Origin of the sequence: Varibaculum massiliense (assembly GCF_900106855.1) — a bacterium.
GTDB lineage: Bacteria > Actinomycetota > Actinomycetes > Actinomycetales > Actinomycetaceae > Varibaculum > Varibaculum massiliense.
In genome coordinates, this window is record NZ_FNWI01000004.1 from 1,560,159 (window position 1) to 1,579,991 (window position 19,833).

General features: G+C 54.5%; 13 protein-coding genes. 12 read left to right on the top strand and 1 reads right to left on the bottom strand.

Features of this window, described 5'->3' with window-relative positions:
* Positions 1-261: 261 nt before the first annotated feature.
* From rho to BQ5456_RS06980, 8 genes are all read left to right on the top strand, one after another.
* Positions 262-1,914: a transcription termination factor Rho gene (gene rho / locus BQ5456_RS06945; protein WP_071129988.1), complete on the top strand. Its 1,653-nt coding sequence runs from the start codon at positions 262-264 to the stop codon at positions 1,912-1,914.
* Positions 1,915-2,129: 215 nt separating this feature from the next.
* Positions 2,130-2,684: a hypothetical protein gene (locus BQ5456_RS06950; RefSeq protein WP_143037053.1), complete on the top strand. Its 555-nt coding sequence runs from the start codon at positions 2,130-2,132 to the stop codon at positions 2,682-2,684.
* Between the two features lie 104 nt (positions 2,685-2,788).
* Positions 2,789-6,559, top strand: coding sequence for a transcription-repair coupling factor (gene mfd / locus BQ5456_RS06955; protein WP_083378417.1), 3,771 nt, complete (start codon positions 2,789-2,791; stop codon positions 6,557-6,559).
* Positions 6,560-6,618: 59 nt separating this feature from the next.
* On the top strand, positions 6,619-7,332 hold the full coding sequence (locus BQ5456_RS06960) for a hypothetical protein (RefSeq protein WP_071129342.1): 714 nt from the start codon (positions 6,619-6,621) through the stop codon (positions 7,330-7,332).
* 102 nt (positions 7,333-7,434) lie between these two features.
* On the top strand, positions 7,435-8,721 hold the full coding sequence (eno, locus tag BQ5456_RS06965) for a phosphopyruvate hydratase (protein WP_071129343.1): 1,287 nt from the start codon (positions 7,435-7,437) through the stop codon (positions 8,719-8,721).
* Between the two features lie 150 nt (positions 8,722-8,871).
* Positions 8,872-9,480, top strand: coding sequence for an FtsB family cell division protein (locus tag BQ5456_RS06970; RefSeq protein ID WP_235858546.1), 609 nt, complete (start codon positions 8,872-8,874; stop codon positions 9,478-9,480).
* Positions 9,477-10,004, top strand: coding sequence for a DUF501 domain-containing protein (locus tag BQ5456_RS06975; RefSeq protein WP_071129345.1), 528 nt, complete (start codon positions 9,477-9,479; stop codon positions 10,002-10,004). The genes BQ5456_RS06970 and BQ5456_RS06975 overlap by 4 nt, the downstream gene beginning before the upstream one ends.
* An 85-nt stretch (positions 10,005-10,089) precedes the next feature.
* On the top strand, positions 10,090-11,088 hold the full coding sequence (locus BQ5456_RS06980; RefSeq protein WP_071129346.1) for a Ppx/GppA phosphatase family protein: 999 nt from the start codon (positions 10,090-10,092) through the stop codon (positions 11,086-11,088).
* Positions 11,089-11,131: 43 nt separating this feature from the next.
* Here BQ5456_RS06980 and BQ5456_RS06985 read toward each other — a convergent pair whose 3' ends face one another.
* Positions 11,132-12,874 carry a dolichyl-phosphate-mannose--protein mannosyltransferase gene (locus tag BQ5456_RS06985; protein ID WP_159428777.1) on the bottom strand — a complete coding sequence of 581 codons (1,743 nt, stop codon included), beginning with the start codon at positions 12,872-12,874 and terminating at the stop codon, positions 11,132-11,134.
* 37 nt (positions 12,875-12,911) lie between these two features.
* On the opposite strand from BQ5456_RS06985, the gene rsmI reads away from it, so the two are divergent.
* Genes rsmI through BQ5456_RS07005 form a run of 4 tightly spaced genes read left to right on the top strand, consistent with a single transcriptional unit; the run spans position 12,912 to position 19,826 of the window.
* On the top strand, positions 12,912-13,760 hold the full coding sequence (gene rsmI, locus BQ5456_RS06990; RefSeq protein WP_235858547.1) for a 16S rRNA (cytidine(1402)-2'-O)-methyltransferase: 849 nt from the start codon (positions 12,912-12,914) through the stop codon (positions 13,758-13,760).
* 52 nt (positions 13,761-13,812) lie between these two features.
* On the top strand, positions 13,813-15,615 hold the full coding sequence (metG, locus tag BQ5456_RS06995; protein ID WP_071129349.1) for a methionine--tRNA ligase: 1,803 nt from the start codon (positions 13,813-13,815) through the stop codon (positions 15,613-15,615).
* A gap of 25 nt (positions 15,616-15,640) precedes the next feature.
* Complete coding sequence (locus BQ5456_RS07000) at positions 15,641-17,170, top strand: sialidase family protein (RefSeq protein ID WP_071129350.1); 1,530 nt, start codon at positions 15,641-15,643, stop codon at positions 17,168-17,170.
* Positions 17,171-17,189: 19 nt separating this feature from the next.
* Complete coding sequence (locus tag BQ5456_RS07005) at positions 17,190-19,826, top strand: ATP-dependent helicase (protein ID WP_071129351.1); 2,637 nt, start codon at positions 17,190-17,192, stop codon at positions 19,824-19,826.
* Positions 19,827-19,833: the final 7 nt, after the last annotated feature.

A 19,833-nucleotide genomic window follows, 5' to 3' on the forward strand; every position in this document is an offset into this window, starting at 1 on the left:
CTCTGGTACAAAGACGCCGGCACTACTAGCTGCATGGCCAGGTTCACTAAGTAGAAGTTACCGGCTGGGCGCGAATCCTGGTAAGCTAAATCTACGAAGGCAAAAGCAACCGGCGGCTTGACCGCTAGGAACGCGCAGTTCTAGCCTTCAAAATCGAGACTCATTTTTCTCGATTCTTAATACCCAGGCGCGTCTGCGTCATACCTACATTCAGAAGGAAAGTTTGTGAGCACAAACGAGAACGCCAATAATCTTCGCACTATGAAGCTGGATGAATTAAAAGCCTTAGCAGCACAAATGCAGTTGCGAGGGATTTCCCGGCTGCGCAAGAACGAGCTAATCGAAAAAATAACCGAGGCTCGCCAGTCCTCTAGCGCTGTCGCTGAGGAAACTGAAAAACCTGCCTCCAAGCAAATCGACTTACCTAAGCGAACTGCGGATACGCGAGGTCGTAAAGGTCGCCACCACGGTGCGGTGCGTCAAGAGTCCGGCAGTAAAGAAGATGCGAAGGAACAGCTAAAACAAGATTTGGCTGAGCATGCCGGTAAAAAAGATAACCAACATAAGGCGCGGAAAAATAAGGCGGACGCCCCACATTCGGTCGATGAGATCGCTCTGCCCAACGCCGAGGACGAAGATCGCGGGGAAGGGCGCGGTCGCGGACGGCGTAACCGGCGCCGGGATCGGAATCGGCGCCGCGATGACAATTGGAATGACAATCGCGCCGAGCGGGGGCGCGGCAAATTCGATAAAGACGAGGATGCCAGCGAGGAAAACGAGGAAGAACTCTTGCCTATCGCGGGGGTTTTGGACGTGCAAAGTAACCATGCTTTCGTGCGTACCTCGGGTTATATAGCTGGCCCCAATGACGTTTATGTTACCCTCGGGCAGGTGCGCCGTTGGGGTTTGCGTTCGGGCGATGCGGTGCAGGGCGCAGTCCGTCCTCCCAAAGAGGGCGAAAATAATCGGCGGCAAAAATATAACGCCCTGGTGCGTTTGGACACCGTGAATGGGATGAGCATTGAGGACGCGCGGGCGCGTACTCAATTCAAAGATTTAGTCCCGCTGTACCCCAATGAACAGTTGCGTTTGGAAAATACTCCGAAGAATATTACCCAGCGGATAATCGATTTGATTGCCCCCATCGGTAAGGGGCAGCGCGGGTTGATCGTTTCTCCGCCTAAAGCCGGTAAAACTATTATTTTGCAGCAGATCGCCAATGCCATCACCACTAATAATCCGGAGTGCCACCTGATGGTGGTACTGGTAGATGAGCGCCCTGAAGAGGTCACCGATATGCAGCGCACGGTGAAGGGGGAAGTTATTGCTTCTACCTTTGACCGGCCGGCCTCCGACCATGCCTCAGTTGCTGAACTGGCCATTGAACGAGCAAAGCGCCTGGTAGAGCTAGGTCAAGATGTGGTGGTACTGCTAGATTCGATTACCCGCTTGGGGCGTGCCTATAACTTGGCGGCTCCGGCCTCGGGGCGGATCCTTTCTGGTGGTGTGGATGCTTCGGCGCTTTACCCGCCCAAGAAATTCTTTGGGGCGGCGCGCAATGTCGAGAACGGCGGTTCGCTAACTATCCTGGCCACTGCTTTGGTGGAAACTAACTCCAAGATGGACGAAGTTATTTTCGAAGAATTCAAAGGTACCGGCAATATGGAGCTGCGGCTGTCGCGGCAACTGGCTGATAAGCGTCTGTTCCCGGCGGTCGATGTGAACGCTTCGGGTACTCGCCGGGAAGAGCTGCTACTGAACAAGGAAGAACTGCAGGTTACCTGGAAGTTGCGGCGGATGCTTAGCGCCTTGGAGCCTCAGCAGGCTAGTGAGTTTGTGCTTTCTAAACTGAAGAACACTAACTCCAATGCCGAGTTCTTGATGATGATCGCCAAGATGAGTTCCCAGGTTTAGCTGCCAGCAGTTAACGGATTTTCAGCTCTAAAGTAAATAGCTAAAACATGGTGACGCCCCGCCGATTTTCGGCGGGGCGTCACCTTTCCCTGCGGAAACTGTGGTAACGGCTACGAATATAACGATTTGGTAGCGAAAAGATTGCATATTGGTTTAGACTAATTTTCGCTTGGTTAAAAACCGGCAGGTTATTGTGTCGACTGAATGGAATAATCGTGGGACGTCATTGTCAAAAGAAGAAACCATTCCGCCATCTACTCTGGCAGGCGGGATTGGCAACCGCGGTAATCGCGGGGGCAGTCGGCACCTCGGGGGCGGTAGCTCTGCATACCTCTTCGCTCCCTGCCGGTCAGCCGGTACCAGAAGCCACCGCGCAAACCATTTCCGGCACTAACCCGGCTGCCCAGGCAGGTGGGGATTTGGGGCTGCAGGTCATTAACGCGAAAGTTCTCACCGGAGCAGAAGCTGATCCAGCCGGGGGTGCGGCCTCACCTGGACAGTATTCTTTGTCTGCGCTACGTAGTGCAGGGGTTATCAACTGGGGCGGATACAAGTTCACCTACTATTCCCAACAGGTGTTACCTGGTGGCGGTCTCAATATTCCGGGGCGTCACGTCAACGGGAGTGGCTTCGTAGCCGATGGGGATGGATATATCGTGCTGGCCAACGACGCGCCTAAAGGCACCGTGATAAGAACTCCGTTTGGCGCCCCCGGCAAGGTCTATGACCGGGGTACCAAAGGTAACCACTTCGACGTCTACACTTCCTAGAATCTGCCATTTTTATTAAGGCGAGAGTGCGTCCTCGGGACCAAGTCTGCCCGAGCGAGCAGGTGAAAGTGAACTGAATAGCGCTCTCATCTAGGATATAAACGATGAGTTTGCAAGCCGTTGTTGAAGAAATAGCTAATGAGCCGGCAGCTAAAGAGTTCTTTTCTCACCCCGCTAGCCCACAATCCCTCTATTGCCCTGCAGGGTTGCGACCGGCATTAATCGCTGCAGCAGCGCAAACCGAAGCCAGTAGCGGGGTTTTTTCTCCCATAACTCCCGCTTTGCAAAGCCTCCCGGAATCTGTAAATAAACAGCAGGTGAGGCCGGGACGCGGCTTAATCCTGTACGTAACCGCATCGGGGCGCTCCGCGGAACAGATAGAGGCGGAACTGACCGGTTATCTGCCCCGAGTTGCCCGTTTTCCCTCGTGGGAAACCCTGCCTCACGAACGTCTCTCGCCCCGTGCTGACACTATGGCGCAGCGGATTGCCGCCTTGCGCCGCCTGACCCATCCGGAAAAAAGCGGTCCCGGGCAGGCTATCTCCATTCTGGTAGCTCCCATTAGGGCGCTATTGCAGCCGGTAGTATCCGGTTTAACTGAAATTGAGCCCCTAAAAATTCTCGAGGGCGAGGATTATCCTCTCGATAAATTAGCTGCCCGCCTACTGGAGCTGGGATACGAGAAAACCGATTTGGTATCCACGCGAGGACAATTTGCGGTGCGCGGAGGAATCGTCGACGTATTTGTTCCTGGGGAATCTCACCCCCAACGCCTAGATTTCTTTGGCGACACCCTGGAGGAAGTAAACTATTTTTCCCTTTCTGACCAGCGCAGCTTGGAAAATAGTCCTGCGGGGTTGTGGGCGCCTGCCTGTCGGGAACTGTTACTGACTGACCAGGTGAAGCAGCGCGCTAGCGAGCTGCAACCCTCCTTGCCAGGCGTGGCAGACATGTTAGAACTGATCAGCCAGGGGATAGCGGTACAGGGGATGGAGTCCTTAGCCCCGGTGCTGGCGCCGGGACTACAAAGCATGGTTTCCCTGCTGCCAGAAAATACCACCATCGTGATCGATGAGCCGGGGAAAGTAGCCCGCCGCGCCGCAGATTTGTTGGCTACTTCCCACGAGTTTGAGCAGGCTGCCTGGCAAGCGGCGGCGGGAGGGGGAAAAATCCCGATTCGCGCCGCGCGCGCTCTCCAAAGCCTCAATGATTTTAATCAAGAGGTGCGTGATAGAGGTTTAGGCTGGTGGGAGCTAAGCGCTCTGCCCAGTGCGGATATTTTGAGCGCTGAAAGTGAGGAAGTGACCGGGCAGGAAGCGGCCAGTCTTCCCGGAGAACCGGAAGAATTCGCGGGGGAAGGAACCGGCGGGGAAGAGGAAAACGGGCTGAGTGAGACCACTCGCCCCACTTATGTTTATGGCGCTCAAAAAACCTTGCAAGCGCGGGATAGTCAAGGCTACCGCGGACATATCGACCAGGCAGTTAAAGACTTAGGACAGTATCTAAATGCCGGCTGGAAAGTGGTTTTATCCTGCTCGGGACGCGGCTTGGCCAGCCGCTTTGCCGCCAATCTTTCCGAGGCGGGACTGCCGGCTAAAGCGGTAGCAACCTTAGATGCTTCCTCGGATATAGAAAAGGGAAATGTACTGGTAACCGCCGGTAAAATCGCCAGCGGGTTCGCCCTGAAAACCGGCCGGCTGCTGGTGTTGGCAGAGGCAGATCTGACCGGACGGTCTCCGCGCCTAGCGCAAGCTCCGCGCAAATTAGCTAGTCGGCGGGGAAAAACCATAGTTGATCCTCTTTCCCTAAAACCCGGGGACTATGTGGTGCACTCCCAGCACGGGGTGGGGCGCTTCGTGCAAATGACCAAACGCACTATTGGTAAAGGGCAAGACGCAGTCACCCGCGAATATCTAGTGCTGGAATATGCCCCTTCGCGGCGGGGACAAGCCGGTGACCGGCTCTATGTACCTACAGACTCTTTGGATTTGGTTTCTCGCTATGCCGGATCCGATACCCCGCAACTTAACAAGATGGGAGGAGCGGATTGGGCGAAAACCAAGAACCGTGCCCGCAAGGCTACCCGGGAAATCGCGGCGGAACTTATTCGCCTGTATGCGGCGCGGCAAGCAACCAAAGGGCACGCTTTTGGTCCCGATACTCCCTGGCAAAAAGAACTTGAGGACGCGTTCGAGTATCAGGAAACCCCTGATCAGCTTGCCACCATTGATGAGGTCAAGGCAGATATGGAAAAACCGGCTCCGATGGATCGCCTGCTCAGCGGAGATGTGGGGTTCGGGAAAACCGAGGTGGCGGTGCGCGCAGCCTTCAAGGCTATTCAAGAAGGGTTCCAAGTGGCGCTCCTGGTGCCAACCACGCTACTGGTAAAACAACATTTTGAAACCTTCTCCGACCGCTTCGCCCCCTTCCCGGTGAAAATCGGGCAACTGTCGCGCTTTTCCACCCCTGCCCAGGCGCGGGAAGTTAAAGATCAGCTGCGTAGCGGGGAAATCGACTTGGTGATTGGAACTCATAGTTTGATTACCGGGGAAGTGACTTTTAAGAACCTGGGGCTGGTGGTGATTGATGAGGAACAGCGTTTCGGAGTGGAACATAAGGAAACTTTGAAAGCCCTGCGCACCAATGTGGATGTGCTTTCTATGTCGGCCACCCCGATTCCGCGCACCCTGGAAATGGCAGTCACTGGGATCCGGGAACTATCCACCCTGTCGACTCCGCCAGAAGAACGCCACCCGGTGCTTACTTTTGTCGGGCTCTACCACGATAAACAGGTAAAAGCGGCGATTCGCCGGGAACTTTTACGTGATGGACAGGTTTTCTATGTGCACAATCGGGTAGAGTCAATCGACCGGGTGGCTGCCCATCTGGCGGAACTGGTTCCAGAAGCCCGGATCGCGGTGGCACACGGAAAAATGCATGAAAAGCAGTTGGAAGAAGTGATGGTTGATTTCTGGAATCACCAGGCTGACGTGCTAGTTTGTACCACAATTGTCGAGACGGGGCTAGATATTTCCAACGCCAACACCCTGATTGTTTCCGGGGCGCATCGGATGGGACTCTCCCAACTACACCAATTACGAGGACGAGTAGGGCGCGGAAGGGAACGCGCCTACGCCTATTTCTTCTATCCAGGCGATAAACCGCTGACCGAAACCGCGCAAGAACGCCTGCAAACCATTGCCGCTAATACTGATCTGGGGGCAGGCACGGCAGTTGCCCAAAAAGATTTGGAGATTCGGGGAGCCGGGAACCTGTTGGGCGGACAACAGTCGGGACATATTGCCGGGGTCGGGTTTGACCTCTATATCCGGATGGTGTCCGAGGCAGTACGCGGCTTTAAAGAGGGGACGGAAGCGGAAGAAGAAGACAGTGAAGTGCGAATCGAACTGCCGATTGATGCCCATATTCCCCCCGAATATATGGATTCGGAGCGGCTGCGCCTAGAAATGTATCAAAAGCTTTCTAGCGTGCGTAAAGAAACCGAGTTGGAGGCGGTACGCGAAGAAATGACCGACCGCTACGGGGTGCCGCCGGCAAATGTGGAGCTACTGTTCACGGTGGCGAAGCTACGGATGCAGGCACGCGTCCTGGGGATAAAAGAAATTGTGGCACAAGGGCGGTTTGTGCGTTTCTCCCCTATTAGTTTGGCGGATTCGCAAATGCTGCGGATAAAGCGGCTACATCCGGGAACAGTGATTAAACCGGCAGTACGCCAAATCCTGGTTCCCGCCCCCAAAGGGGAAAAACTGGGGCAAGGATCCCTCCATGATGAGCCCTTAGCGCAGTGGGTAGCACAGTTGCTGCAAAATGTGCTGACTCCCTTTGGGAAAGTAAAATCGAATGCGCAAAAATAGAGCTCACCGCGCCTCCTTGATAAACTAACCCTAGCTATTAGCTTCAGAAAGACAGTCTTATGAATAACAAAGTTCTTCGCGTTATCGGTATTTGCGTCGGCACTGCCCTGTTAGGGGTGGGACTGGGGGGATGTTCTTCCGCTGAAAAGGCGAAAGAAAGTTTCCCCGTCGATCAGGTTGTAGCCGAGGTTAATGCTGCTCAGGTGGCGGGCGAACAGCAGAAAGAGCAAGCACTACAGGTACAGCAAACGCGTTCTCAGCTGCAAAAGGCGCTGGGAACTGACGTCTATCCCCAAGCTGTTTGGGAAGCGCTAGCGGGTGGGAAAATGCTACCCATGCATTTAGCTTCCGTGGCGGGGGTAGTTAAGATTGCACGGCAAGAACTTAGTGACCAACCCGGTTATACTGATGCCGATATTAATAAATGGCTCTTAGAACAGGTTAAGCAAGGGGTTTTACGGAGCTCAGATTTTTCTGCCGCTACCTTAGATTTCTGGCGTCTGCAAAAGTTTACTGTTGATACCCGGCAGGGAAAGGCATCTCAGGAATTAGTGGCGCAACTAGCGCCGAAACTTTCGGCTGCTTATCAGAAAGCTGGTAAACAGAATCCGGGGTCGAAAACTAACGCCCTATTAACGCAAGCTTTGGCGATGCAAACCGGGATGCAGGTGTTAGAACCTGATTTGGGCGCAGGGGTAAGACTGCAGGGGTTTGCCAGCGCTCAGCAAGCGCTGCAAACGCAGATGCAGCAAGGTATGCAGCCTGCTAAGTAAGAATTCCTTATTTCCCATAAAAGAACGGGACTTTTGCAACCTGCCGACTGGCTTTGCTTCCACTAGACTGTAGTTAAGTCATCAACAATATCTATAAGGAGCATGACCGTGTCACTAATCGTTGCTATTAATGCCCGTGAGATTCTAGATTCTCGCGGAAACCCCACTGTGGAAGTAGAAGTCCTGTTGGATTCGGGTGCTTCCAGCCGCGCCGCAGTTCCCTCCGGTGCCTCTACCGGTGCCTTTGAAGCGGTAGAACGCCGCGATGGCGACAAAGGGCGCTACCAGGGCAAGGGCGTACAGGATGCCGTACAGGCAGTTATTGACGATATCGCCCCCGAACTAATCGGCGAGGATGCTTGCGAACAGCGCCATATTGACGACATTATGATGCGCCTGGACGGCACCCCGAATAAGGGCAAACTGGGCGCCAACGCTATTTTGGGTGTTTCCCTGGCGGTCGCGCAGGCAGCAGCAGAAGATTCCGATATGCCGCTGTTCAAATACCTGGGCGGACCCAATGCCCACGTACTGCCGGTTCCCATGATGAATATTTTGAACGGTGGATCCCACGCGGATTCCAATGTGGATATTCAAGAATTCATGATTGCCCCCATCGGTGCGGAAACCTTCGCGGAAGCCCTGCGTATGGGAGCGGAGGTCTACCACACTTTGAAAGGGGTTATTAAAGACCGCGGTCTTTCGACTGGTCTCGGGGACGAGGGCGGTTTTGCCCCCAACCTGGATTCGAACGCAGAAGCCCTGGATTTGATTTGCGAAGCCATCAAGAAGGCCGGATATGAGCCGGGCAAAGACGTGGCGCTGGCACTGGACGTAGCTTCCACCGAGTTCTTCGAAGACGGCAAGTACAACTTCGAGGGCGAGGCACGCGACACCGATTACATGGTGAAGTACTATGACGAACTGGTCGCCAAGTACCCGATTGTGTCCATTGAGGATCCCCTGTCGGAGGACGAATGGGATGCCTGGAAGGCACTGACCGCCCATATCGGTGACAAAGTGCAGTTGGTGGGTGACGATCTGTTCGTGACCAACCCCGAGCGTCTAGCGCGCGGCATTAAAGAAGGCGTTGCTAATGCGCTATTGGTAAAGGTCAACCAGATTGGCAGCCTGACCGAAACCTTGCAAGCAGTGGAGGATGCCCACCGCGCCGGATATAAGACCATGACCTCGCACCGCAGTGGCGAGACCGAAGACGTAACTATCGCTGACCTGGCGGTAGCCACTAACTCCGGTCAGATCAAGACTGGCGCTCCAGCGCGCTCCGAGCGGGTAGCTAAGTACAACCAGCTACTCCGCATCGAGGATGAACTCGGTGATGCCGCGGTTTACGCTGGTCGCAGCGCCTTCCCGCGCTTTCAGGCCTAAACCTAACCAGTAGCGGTATCACTATATAGCCGCATTGATGCGATAAGTCATTGGGGGCGAGGAGAACCCGGTTCTCCTCGCCCCCTTATATTGAAGGCGTGCTCGGCTTGGGAACATGCCGGAATACCTAAGAGATGGGATAATGAAGCCGTGAAGTCGCCGCAACTGCCCAAGAGTGTGCAAAGGGAGAATACCCGGAAGCAGGGGTCTGCTTTCCGGTCGGTTTCTCCTTTGGTGCGCAGCGCTAGGCGTAATCGCGGGCGCTCCCCGGTGGCCAAGGCGGCCAACCGCAGGGTAAAAGTAGGCTCACGTTTTTCGGTAACCGTAGGTACCATCTTGGTGGTAGCCTCCATTTTCTTATTGCTAGTGGGGGCACCTCTATTCGACCTAGTCAGCCAGATAGAGCAACGCAATAAGGTGCATGCCCAGCTAGTTGCCGCCCAACAGGAAAATCGAGAACTGCAGCGCCAACTAGAGCTGTGGAATGATTCAGACTATTTAACCCAACAGGCACGGGAAAGACTCGGCTACGTCAAACCCGGGGAAACCCGCTATGCGGTGGTTGATCCCGGCAAAGATTATCAAGCTCGCCGGGAAGCCCGCCTGGAAAAACTTCCGGAGCGTCCCTGGTATTTAGAGGTTACCCATTCGGTGAAACTGGCCGGTCAACGCGGGCAAGGCAAAGATGCTTCCGCGCAAAGCCGCCCGAAACCGGCACCGGGAGCAACCGCCCAAAGTGAAGAGGAAACCAAGAAGTGAGTTTGCAACTTAACCCGGCCACGCCTACCGATCTTCAAACCCTGTCTTTGCAGTTAGGGCGGATTCCACGAGGGGTAGTGGGGGTTGCTGCGCGCTGTGTATGCGGAGCTCCGGCGGTGGTGTCCACTGCCCCGCGCCTAGAGGACGGCTCCCCGTTCCCCACCACTTTTTATTTGACTCTGCCTTCTTTGGTGCGCGCCCTGTCTACGGTGGAGGCAGCCGGGAAAATGGCTGATTATCAGCAGTTACTGTCCGAAGACCAGGAAGTAGCGGCAGGATATCGGCGTGCTCACCTGGCCTATATTGCGGCGCGCGGATATGTTGGGCAACAGATTGGAATTGGAGAGGTACCCGAAATTGCGGGGGTTAGCGCTGGCGGAATGCCCGAGCGGGTTAAGTGCCTGCATGCCTTGGTCGGTCACGCCCTCGCCGCTGGTAAAGGGGTTAATCCCATCGGTGATTTAGTATTATCCGACCTAGCTGCCAGCGGGTTGTGGAACAGTGAGCACTGCTACTGCGAATAAGTCTTTACATTTCTGGTTCCCTTCGTGTCTAGTCGTATGCGTCTCCTATTAGTTGCCAATCCTGATTCCGTGGAAAAATAGAGGTATGGCTTTAGTTGCAGGTATTGATTGTGGCACTAACTCGATTCGTTTAATCATCGCTGGTCGGGAAGCATCGGCAGGCCCCCTAAACGTACTCACGCGACAAATGCGGATAGTGCGCCTGGGAGAGGGCATCGATAAGACCGGACAGTTTGCCCCAGCCGCCCTTGAGCGCTGCTTTGCGGCGGCCGAAGAGTACGCACAGATTATCGCCAAATACGGGGTGGATAGAATCCGTTTTGTCGCCACTTCTGCCAGCCGGGACGCGGGAAATCGGGATGAATTTTTCAGTGGTATCAAGGAACGCCTCGGAATAACCCCGGAAGTAATCTCGGGGGAGGAAGAAGCCACCCTATCTTTTTTGGGTGCCACCTCCTCTTTTCGTGACGAGGACGAACCGCTGCTGGTAGTCGATATCGGGGGAGGATCTACCGAGTTTGTTTTAGGACAGCGCGGGCAAGTAATTGACGCCATTTCTACGAACATGGGGTCGGTGCGGATTTTTGAACGCTACCTGGCACCGGTGATTGCCGGCGCTAACAGCGGGGACGGGTCTCTCGATTCGCGCCAGACCCCGGGTATAGCAAAATCCCTGATAAAAGCCTCTTTAGCTATTGATGAACTAATTGAAGAGGCTGACAAGAAACTGGGGTTAGACCGGGCGCGTACTTTAATCGGGGTGGCCGGAACCGTCACCACCATCACTGCCCACGCCCTCGGCTTGAACGAGTACGAACCCGAAAAAATTCACGGCTCGCGAATCAGCCCCGCGCAAATGCTGCGTTCTTGTAACTGGATGATGAATCAGCCGGTATCTGCACGCGCCGTCCTCGGCTATATGCCTACCGGGCGGGCAGATGTTATCGGAGCGGGCGCGCTAGTGTGGTCGCGGATTATTGAACGGATTAACGGGGAAATCGAAGCAGACGGCAGTGGGTTAAAAGAAATTTTGACTTCCGAAACCGATATTTTAGACGGCATCGCCCTCTCGCTTTTGCCCTAGCTGCGGTTCCTCTTTATTTCCCTAAAAGAGGGAGATAAGCGCCCTAAATCCAGGAACTAAACCACATCCGCCAACCCCAGTGAGAATAGGGAATCGGCATTCCGCTCACTACCGGGTAGAAGAATACCGCAACCATTAAAATTACGATGACCAGGGCGATTCCTACGGAAACCGCGATATCGGGAGTGCGTTGCGGAGGGGCAACCAGCTGATCTCGGCGAGCTAGCAGTGGCTCCGGGAGGGGGCGTAAGAATCCCAGCAAAAGTCCGATCAGATAGGTAACAGCTAAGGATAGGAAAGGTGTCAACACCACCATATAGAACATGAAAATGGTGCGGTACCAGTAGAGCATCCAAGGCGCCCAGAGCCCTAAGTAGCCAACTAGAATTACCCCCGCACGCCAGTCACGGCGCACAAAAGCGCAATAGATAATCACTGCCAGGGCTATTATGCCCACCCACCAAAGCATCGGGTTACCTAGCGAAGACATGGCTTCTACGATGAAATCTCCGTTATCGCCGTGCGGTTTTTCAAAAAGCATCGAGGTGGGACGCTTATCAATCAGCCATTGCCAAGGGTAAGACTGGTAAGGGTGCTTGCTGGTTACCCCGGTATGGAATTTCATTACCTCACTCATATAGGTGACGTAATCAGAAATCGGATCTAACCAGGATGACTGTCCGGTGGCTGCCGCCGTCTTCCCGTGACCCCAGGCGTGAGAATGGGTAAACCAGTTCCACCAGTTCAGCAAATAGACCCCGAAGGCCACCAATACCAGTTGCGCAAAGGCGGGCAGTCCTCCCCGCACAATCGCTCCCAACCAGGCGCGATACTTACCTTGTATCCCGGGGTAATGCTTGCTGAGGGAGGGGGAGGATATCTGCAGCGCCGAAAGCCTTAGAGTCAGATCTCGCAAGAATACGAAAATCCCGCATACTGCCAGTAGGTAAAGGCCGGACCATTTCACCGCGCAGGCACACCCTAGCCAGACTCCCGCCGCCACCAGCCACCAGCGCATCCCTGCCAAGTCAGTCCCCAGCCGCGCCCCCAACAGCTGCCGAGCCAGCCTCTGGCGCACCTGCAGCTGGTCGTAAACTACACATAATACCCCTGCCAGGCAAAATGCCGCTAAAATCCCGTCCAACAGACCTACGCGCGAAAGAGAAATCGCCACCCCATCGGTGGCGATAAACATTCCGGCAATCCCGGTGAGAATCCACGAGTTAAACAATGCCCAAGCCAAACGGCAGGTCAAGTAGACCAGGATTATCCCGCAAATAGCGGCAGCGATTCGCCAACCAAAGGGACTAGACCAACCAAAAATCTTCATTCCCAGCCCGATAATCCATTTACCCAGGGGAGGATGCACTACAAATGCCGGATCTGCTGTTGCCGCTGAAAAATCACCTACCGCGAATTTGGAGTCCGTGCTTTTAGGCCAGTTAGTTTCATAACCATAATGCCACAGGGAATAGGCGTCTTTCACATAGTAGGTTTCATCAAAAATTAGCTTGCGGGTAGCGCCGAGACGCACCAGGCGGGCGATTGCCGCGAAGGCGCAGACAATCACGGTAACTATCCAGGCGCGCTGGTTTTCAATTACCTCCCTAGCCTGCTGCCCGCGCCATCCGCGCAGGTAGAGCCGAGGCAGTGAGGTAACAGAAGTCCACGAAGGGGCGTGGGGACGTCTGCGACCGGGTTTAGATTTCGCCTTATCGCTTTGCGTCAAAGTTTTCCGCGCCGCAGCGGGCGGGGGCGGAGCGGGACGTCCAGGCATTGCTTGCATGTACTCGATATTATCCGGATAGGGCATAATTGTGAGAGTGGAACAGTTTTCCTGGGATGCAGGCGTCATTGCTTTAGCGGCTACCCCGATTGGTAATCTCGCTGACGCTACCCCTCGCCTACTTAGCGCCTTCGAACAGGCAGATTTGATTGCCTCAGAAGATACCCGCCGCACTGGGCTACTGCGAGAACGCCTGGGGATAGTCAGGCGCGCCCCTTTAGTTTCTTGCCACGAACACAACGAGGCAGATAAAGCAGAGCAAATAATTTCGTGCGCCGCGGACGGTCAGCGAGTGCTGCTGGTAACTGATGCGGGAATGCCCACAGTTTCTGACCCGGGCTATGTGATTGTGCAGGCAGCGATTAAACGCGGGATTTCGCTGACGGTTTTGCCGGGCCCCTCGGCGCCTTTGCTGGCTCTCGCTCTTTCCGGGTTGCCTACGGATCGCTTTTGTTTTGAAGGGTTCTTGCCCCGCAAATCAGCTGCCCTAAGGCAGCGTTTAGAGCAGCTTGCTGGCGAGGAACGCACCATGATTTTCTTGGAGTCTCCCCGCCGCCTAGCAGCCAGCTTGTCGGCACTAGCCCAGATTTTTGGGGCAGAGCGCCCGGCTGCGGTTTGTCGGGAACTCACCAAGATTCACGAGGAAGTCTGGCGCGGCAGTATTGGAGAACTAAAAGATAAAGCCCCCGGGGTACGGGGAGAAATCGTGGTAGTGGTGGCGGGAGCCTCCCCGCGGGCTCCCCTGGAGGAAGCGGAAGCGGTAAAAGTCGTCCTCGATCGGGTTGAAAAGGGACAAAGGCTGAAGGACGCTGCCAAGGCGGTAGCGGTACAAAGCGGACATAGTGCCAAGGTGCTTTATAACCGGATACTCGCTGAGCGAAAATAACCAGGTCTTTAGGTATATTTTGCTCTCGGCAGCGGGGCATTAGGATAGAGGTATGACTCATGTTTTATCCGCTGTTGCTTGGCCCTACGCCAACGGTCCGCGCCATATCGGGCACGTAGCCGGTTTTGGTGTCCCCTCCGATGTTTTCAGTCGCTATATGCGGATGGCGGGTCACCAGGTGTTGATGGTTTCGGGAACCGATGAACATGGCACCCCGATTTTAGTGCAGGCCGAGGCAGAAGGAATTTCTCCCCAAGAACTCGCCGACCGCAACAACCGGCTAATCGTAGAAGATTTGGTGAACCTGGGCTTGTCTTACGACCTGTTTACCCGCACCACCACCGGCAATCATATTGCGGTCACCAAAGCCATGTTTGCGCAGGTACGTGACAATGGATACCTGATTGAGAAGCGGACGATGGCCGCGATTAGTCCCTCCAGTGGTCGGGCGCTCCCGGATCGCTATATCGAAGGCACCTGCCCGCTGTGCGGAGCAGGCGGGGCGCGCGGGGATCAATGTGACAGTTGCGGTAAACAGCTAGATCCCATTGACTTGATTGACCCGGTTTCGAAAATCAATGGGGAAACTCCCAAGTTTGAGGAAACCTCTCACTATTTCCTGGATCTGCCCGCCCTCGCGGACGCCCTCGGGAAATGGCTGGATGAACGCGAGGCCTCGGGAACTTGGCGTCCTAACGTGATCCGCTTTTCCAAAAATATTTTGGCGGAAATTAAACCACGCGCCATGACCCGCGATATTGATTGGGGGATTCCGGTTCCCGGCTGGGAAGACCAACCCAGCAAACGCTTGTACGTGTGGTTCGATGCAGTGGTGGGATATCTATCTGCCAGTATCGAGTGGGCGCGGCGCATCGGCCAACCAGAACGCTGGCGGGAATGGTGGAATGATCCTCAGGCTCGTTCTTACTACTTTATGGGCAAAGACAATATCGTTTTCCACTCCCAGGTATGGCCGGCGGAGTTACTCGGATATAACGGCGAGGGCGATAAGGGCGGTAAACCCGGAGACATGGGGCGGCTCAACCTGCCCACGGAGGTAGTCTCTTCGGAGTTCCTAACTATGGAGGGCAAAAAGTTTTCTACCTCTAAATCCGTGGTGATTTATGTGCGGGATATGCTTTCGCGTTACCAGGCCGATGCCTTACGCTATTTTATTTCCGCAGCTGGTCCTGAAAATCAGGATGCCGATTTCACTTGGGCAGAGTTCGTGCGCCGCACCAATGATGAACTGGTGGCGGCCTGGGGGAACCTGGTTAACCGGGTGGCCTCCATGATTCATAAACGGGTGGGAGCGATCCCTCAGCCCGGACAGTTACAACCGGAAGATCAGCGTCTCCTAGACCAGGTAGAAGCAGGTTTTGCTGAGGTTGGGGAACTGATTGAGACTCATCGGCAAAAGGCGGCGCTGCAGCAGGTTATGCACCTGGTGTCACTCGCTAATCAATATGTGGCTACTACCGAGCCGTTCAAGTTAAAAACCCCGGAAACCCAGGAGCGCCTCCACACCATTTTGTGGGTGTTAGCCCAGGTGATTGCCGACCTGAATCTAATGTTTTCGCCGTTCTTACCCTCCTCGGCGAATGTGGTTGACCGGGTGTTCGGGGGAGCAGGGGAGATTGCCCCCATGCCTCATATTGAAGAAGTTACCGATTTAGACCAAACTAGAGAAGACGGTTCAGATTTCACCTATCCCATTATCACGGGTGATTACACCCAGGTCCCGCAGTGGGGAAGGCATGAAATTCAAGTCGGAAGCTCAGTTTCTAAACCTAAACCCGTGTTTATGAAGCTAGATTCTGAGATTATAGAAGAGGAATTAGCCAGGCTCGCTTAGAGCTGGGGCGTAAAGGAGAAGGTACGTGGCTGGGTTTTGGCAACGCTTGAAAAGACTCTTTCGGGGGTCTTCTGCTCGTGATGACGAGCGCGACTCCCGCCTGCCTTTAGCCTTGGAAAGCGCTAATAAAGAAGCAGATAAAGTCGAGGGGGAACGTAAAGTTTACGAATCCTCCGGGGTAGTGATTTTAGAAGGCAGCACGGTAGAGGAATCACCAAGCGAAGAAACAGTTTCTGCTACTCCCGCACCTAATCTGCCGGAAGAAAAAGCAGTTGCCGAGGCAGAAGAAAAGGTTAAAGACAACGAAGTTACTGGTAATGACCAGGGGGCGGTTGCTACGCGGTCAACCGAAACTTCCGAGTCGAATTCAGATGCAGCCGGGCAAGATACCGTTGCCTCTGAAGACCCAAGCCCGCAGCCCCCTGCAGAGGCAGTGGTAGAGCCCGACCGGAAACTTCCGGTACACGGGGTGAAAACTGCCGATATCTGCGCAGCTAATGCTCAGGAAACCTACGGTGCTCCCGCCATTGATCGCACCCCGGGACGTAAACTGATTTTAGCTTTTGAGAAGCGACCTCAGGGTGGACAGACTCAGGTTTGGTACACCCGCAGCGAAGATCATGGAATCAGTTGGGAAGAGCCACGCGTCCTCTTTGACTCGGAAACTTACACTGATTCTGGGGAGTGCTTCACTGACCCCCAGATAATCATTTCGCAGGTAACTGGGCGGGTATTTATCGCGGTAACTACCCGCACAGACGATGATGATTCCAAGAACCGGATCGCGGTGGCTTTCACCGATGACGAGGGAGATTCTTGGCGTTACCGCGATTTGACTAGCCTAGTTGACGGAGATCAAAGCTGGGTATCCCGGCGTACCGCCCATGGACACGGGGTGCAGATGCGCCACGGGATTTGGACGGGCAGACTTGCTTATGTGGCAGTAGCTACCGAGGCTGATGGTAAACGGGGCGCGGTAGCGGTGTGCTCTGACGACCAGGGAATTTCTTGGTGGGCAGGTAAACTTGCAGGTGAACGTGTAATTCAAGCGACTATTACCGAACTTACGAACGGCGAATTGGTGCTTGGTTGCCTGGAAGAAACCGATGAAGGGCTAACTTTTAACGCTTACGCTTCTGCAGATGGAGGACGCAGTTTCACCCGTTCCTTGGATAAGAAAGCTTTCGGAAAAGCTCTGCCGGTAGCGGTAGAGCGGGCGTTCTATTCTGCTCCCGAGCACACCGAACAGTCCCGGGTAATGCTGGCGGTGGCGCGTAACCAAAACGGGCAAGGCACTGTGCGTTCCATGTTTGATTTCGCTTCCGAACTTTTAGGAATCGTACCCTTTACTTCCCATCCGGTGAATTCGCTTGACGTGGTGTCTTTGGAAGATATTCGCATCATCGCCGTGGCTTACGAAACCGATTCCGGCATTTCAGTGGCTGCGCTGTGCATTGATTCCTTGTCTTTGAAATATCTAGCGGTCGGATGGAACGCTACCGAGGCGGAACAGAACCAAGTGTTACGCCGCGCCGGTCTGATTACAAGAAAATAAGCTTAGATAACCAGGTTTAATGATCGATTTTAACGCGCTTTTTTCTGGCGATACTCCTACGTCCCAAACCCTGCTCCCCGGGGGAGCTTTTTCCTCTGCCGACCCCACCTATTCGGATACGCCCGCAAATCCCGAAGAGATCATTTCCGGGTTAAATGACCCGCAACGACAAGCAGTAGAGCATCGCGGCAGTCCACTGCTGGTAATGGCAGGAGCCGGATCTGGGAAAACCCGGGTGCTCACTCGCCGGATTGCCTATCTATTGGCTACCGGCAGAGCTTATCCCTCACAAATCCTGGCGATTACTTTCACCAATAAAGCTGCTGCAGAAATGCGGGAGCGGGTCAGCGCCCTGGTGGGGGCGCAAGCTGGTGAAATGCTGGTTTCAACTTTTCACTCGGCGTGCGTGAGAATCTTACGCCGCTACGCCGAGGCTGCCAATCTAAAATCCTCTTTCACTATCTATGACCAGAGTGACGCCACCCGCTTGGTTTCTATGATTCTAAAAGAGCTACAACTTGATCCCAAGCGGTTCGTAGCGAAAAAAATTCAAAATCGGATCTCAGATCTCAAGAACTCCCTAATCGATCCGGACACCTATCTGAATTCCGTGGAACCGGGCCCCGATGCGGAAGTATTGGCCAAGGTTTACCCGATTTATCAACGTCGCTTAGGGGCAGCTAATGCCCTAGACTTCGATGATTTGATTATGCGCACGGTACAGCTTTTCCGTAGCAACCCCCTGGTGCAAGCCAGTTTCTGCCGCCGTTTCCGCCACGTGCTGGTAGACGAATACCAGGACACTAACCATGCGCAATATATACTGGTCAAGTTGCTTTCAGGGGTATCTGGCGCGGCGATTAATAACCCGGAAGGCGTCGAGGGCGCCCCAATCACTCCGGCAGAACTGACCGTGGTGGGGGACTCTGACCAGTCTATCTATGCTTTTCGGGGTGCGACTGTGCGTAATATCGAAGAGTTTGAAAAAGACTTTCCGGGGGCGCGCACTATCTATCTGGAACAAAACTATCGTTCCAGTGGGAATATTTTGGCAGCGGCCAACGCGGTGATTTCGCACAACCAAAGCCGGCACAAGAAAAAGCTGTGGACCGATTCCGGTGAGGGCGAAAAAGTTGGGGTACGGGTATCTTCCGGGGACCGAGACGAAGCGCTATCGGTGGTGGAAGAAATAAATCAGCTGGTAGGTGGAGGATATACCTACGGTGATATTGCCGTTTTTTACCGGATAAATGCCCACTCGCGTCTCTTAGAAGAAACCCTGACCCATGCGGGGATTCCGTACCGGATTATCGGCGGTACCAAGTTCTATGAGCGCAAGGAAATCAAGGATGCGATTGCCTATCTACAGCTGGTGGTGAACCCCGATGACACCGTCTCTTTTACTCGCGTGATCAACACTCCCAAACGTTCCCTGGGTAACAAGGCGCAAGCGGCACTACAGGCCGCGGCGAATACTTATGATGTTTCCCTTGGGCGGATGGCAGCTTTAGTGTGGCTGCAAGAGATGGGCGAAAAGCGTCCCAGCGCGGCAGCGGATACTAACCTGTTAGGGATGAGCGAAACAATGCCGGCAACCGTCGAGGTAAGCGGGCTTGCTTCCCGGGCACGCACCAGTATCGCTCAGTTTTGGGATTGTTTAGTTGCTGCCCGTCAAGGCTATGTTGAGGGCGAGCCACTCAAGGATATTTTGCAGACGGTATTGACCGAGTCGGGATATTTGAAGTCTTTGGAGGGCTCGAAAGATCCGCAAGATGGGGTGCGCTTGGATAACCTTTCCGAGTTCTATAACGTGGCTTCCCAGTTCAGTGAGGACGAACCGGAAGGTACCCTGGTGGATTTCTTAGAACGCGTTGCCCTGGTGGCTGATGCGGATCAACTTCCAGGTGACCAACGCGGACAAGTTACTTTAATGACCGTACATATGGCGAAGGGGCTGGAATTTCCGGTAGTTTTTGTCACCGGTCTGGAAGAGGGAACTTTCCCGCACTCGCGCGCCTTAGGTGAAGCCGGGGAGATGGCAGAGGAACGGCGCCTGGCCTATGTGGCGATTACTCGCGCCAAGAAAAAAGTCTATTTGACTGCCGCCCATAATCGGCAAATGTGGGGGGAAACCCGCTGGCAGCCGCTGTCTCCGTTCCTACTAGAAGTACCGAGTGAACTTTTAGACCAACCTGAACAATTGAGTAAGAACAATGGGCAATGGGATTTTTCTTCCGATACTGTCTCCTCTTGGAGCTCCGGGAGTAGTTGGGGGAGCAGCTCTAGCAATCGCCGGAGCAGTTCTGGGTATCGCACTCGCGGTGAAGGTACCTATCAGCGCCGAACTGGTAGATACCGGGATGAAGACACCGCCGGACCGGCATTCGGAGCGGGTGGTACCGGGAAAGTATCGCGGCGCGAAACCGGGAAAGTAAAACGTCTCGGTACCGAGCTGAACGCACGCACCGATGCTAATGCTTCTATTGGCAAAGCCGCCGGGGTAGGCACCGGGGATCGGGTGCGCCATGACAAGTTCGGGGAAGGCAGAGTAATCGCGATAGAAGGGCGGGGCCGATCGAAGAGCGCCAAAGTAGAGTTCTCCGGGGGAGTAACCAAACGGCTCTTGCTACGTTTAGCACCGATGGAGAAAATCTAGCCTACCT

Excerpts from the sequence above, each read along its gene's own strand:
- metG (WP_071129349.1), top strand. The coding sequence starts at position 13,813 with ATGACTCATGTTTTATCCGCTGTTGCTTGGCCCTACGCCAACGGTCCG.
- BQ5456_RS06985 (WP_159428777.1), bottom strand. The coding sequence starts at position 12,874 with ATGCAAGCAATGCCTGGACGTCCCGCTCCGCCCCCGCCCGCTGCGGCG.
- BQ5456_RS06980 (WP_071129346.1), top strand. The coding sequence starts at position 10,090 with ATGGCTTTAGTTGCAGGTATTGATTGTGGCACTAACTCGATTCGTTTA.
- rho (WP_071129988.1), top strand. The coding sequence starts at position 262 with ATGAAGCTGGATGAATTAAAAGCCTTAGCAGCACAAATGCAGTTGCGA.
- BQ5456_RS07005 (WP_071129351.1), top strand. The coding sequence starts at position 17,190 with ATGATCGATTTTAACGCGCTTTTTTCTGGCGATACTCCTACGTCCCAA.
- BQ5456_RS06960 (WP_071129342.1), top strand. The coding sequence starts at position 6,619 with ATGAATAACAAAGTTCTTCGCGTTATCGGTATTTGCGTCGGCACTGCC.
- mfd (WP_083378417.1), top strand. The coding sequence starts at position 2,789 with ATGAGTTTGCAAGCCGTTGTTGAAGAAATAGCTAATGAGCCGGCAGCT.
- eno (WP_071129343.1), top strand. The coding sequence starts at position 7,435 with ATGACCGTGTCACTAATCGTTGCTATTAATGCCCGTGAGATTCTAGAT.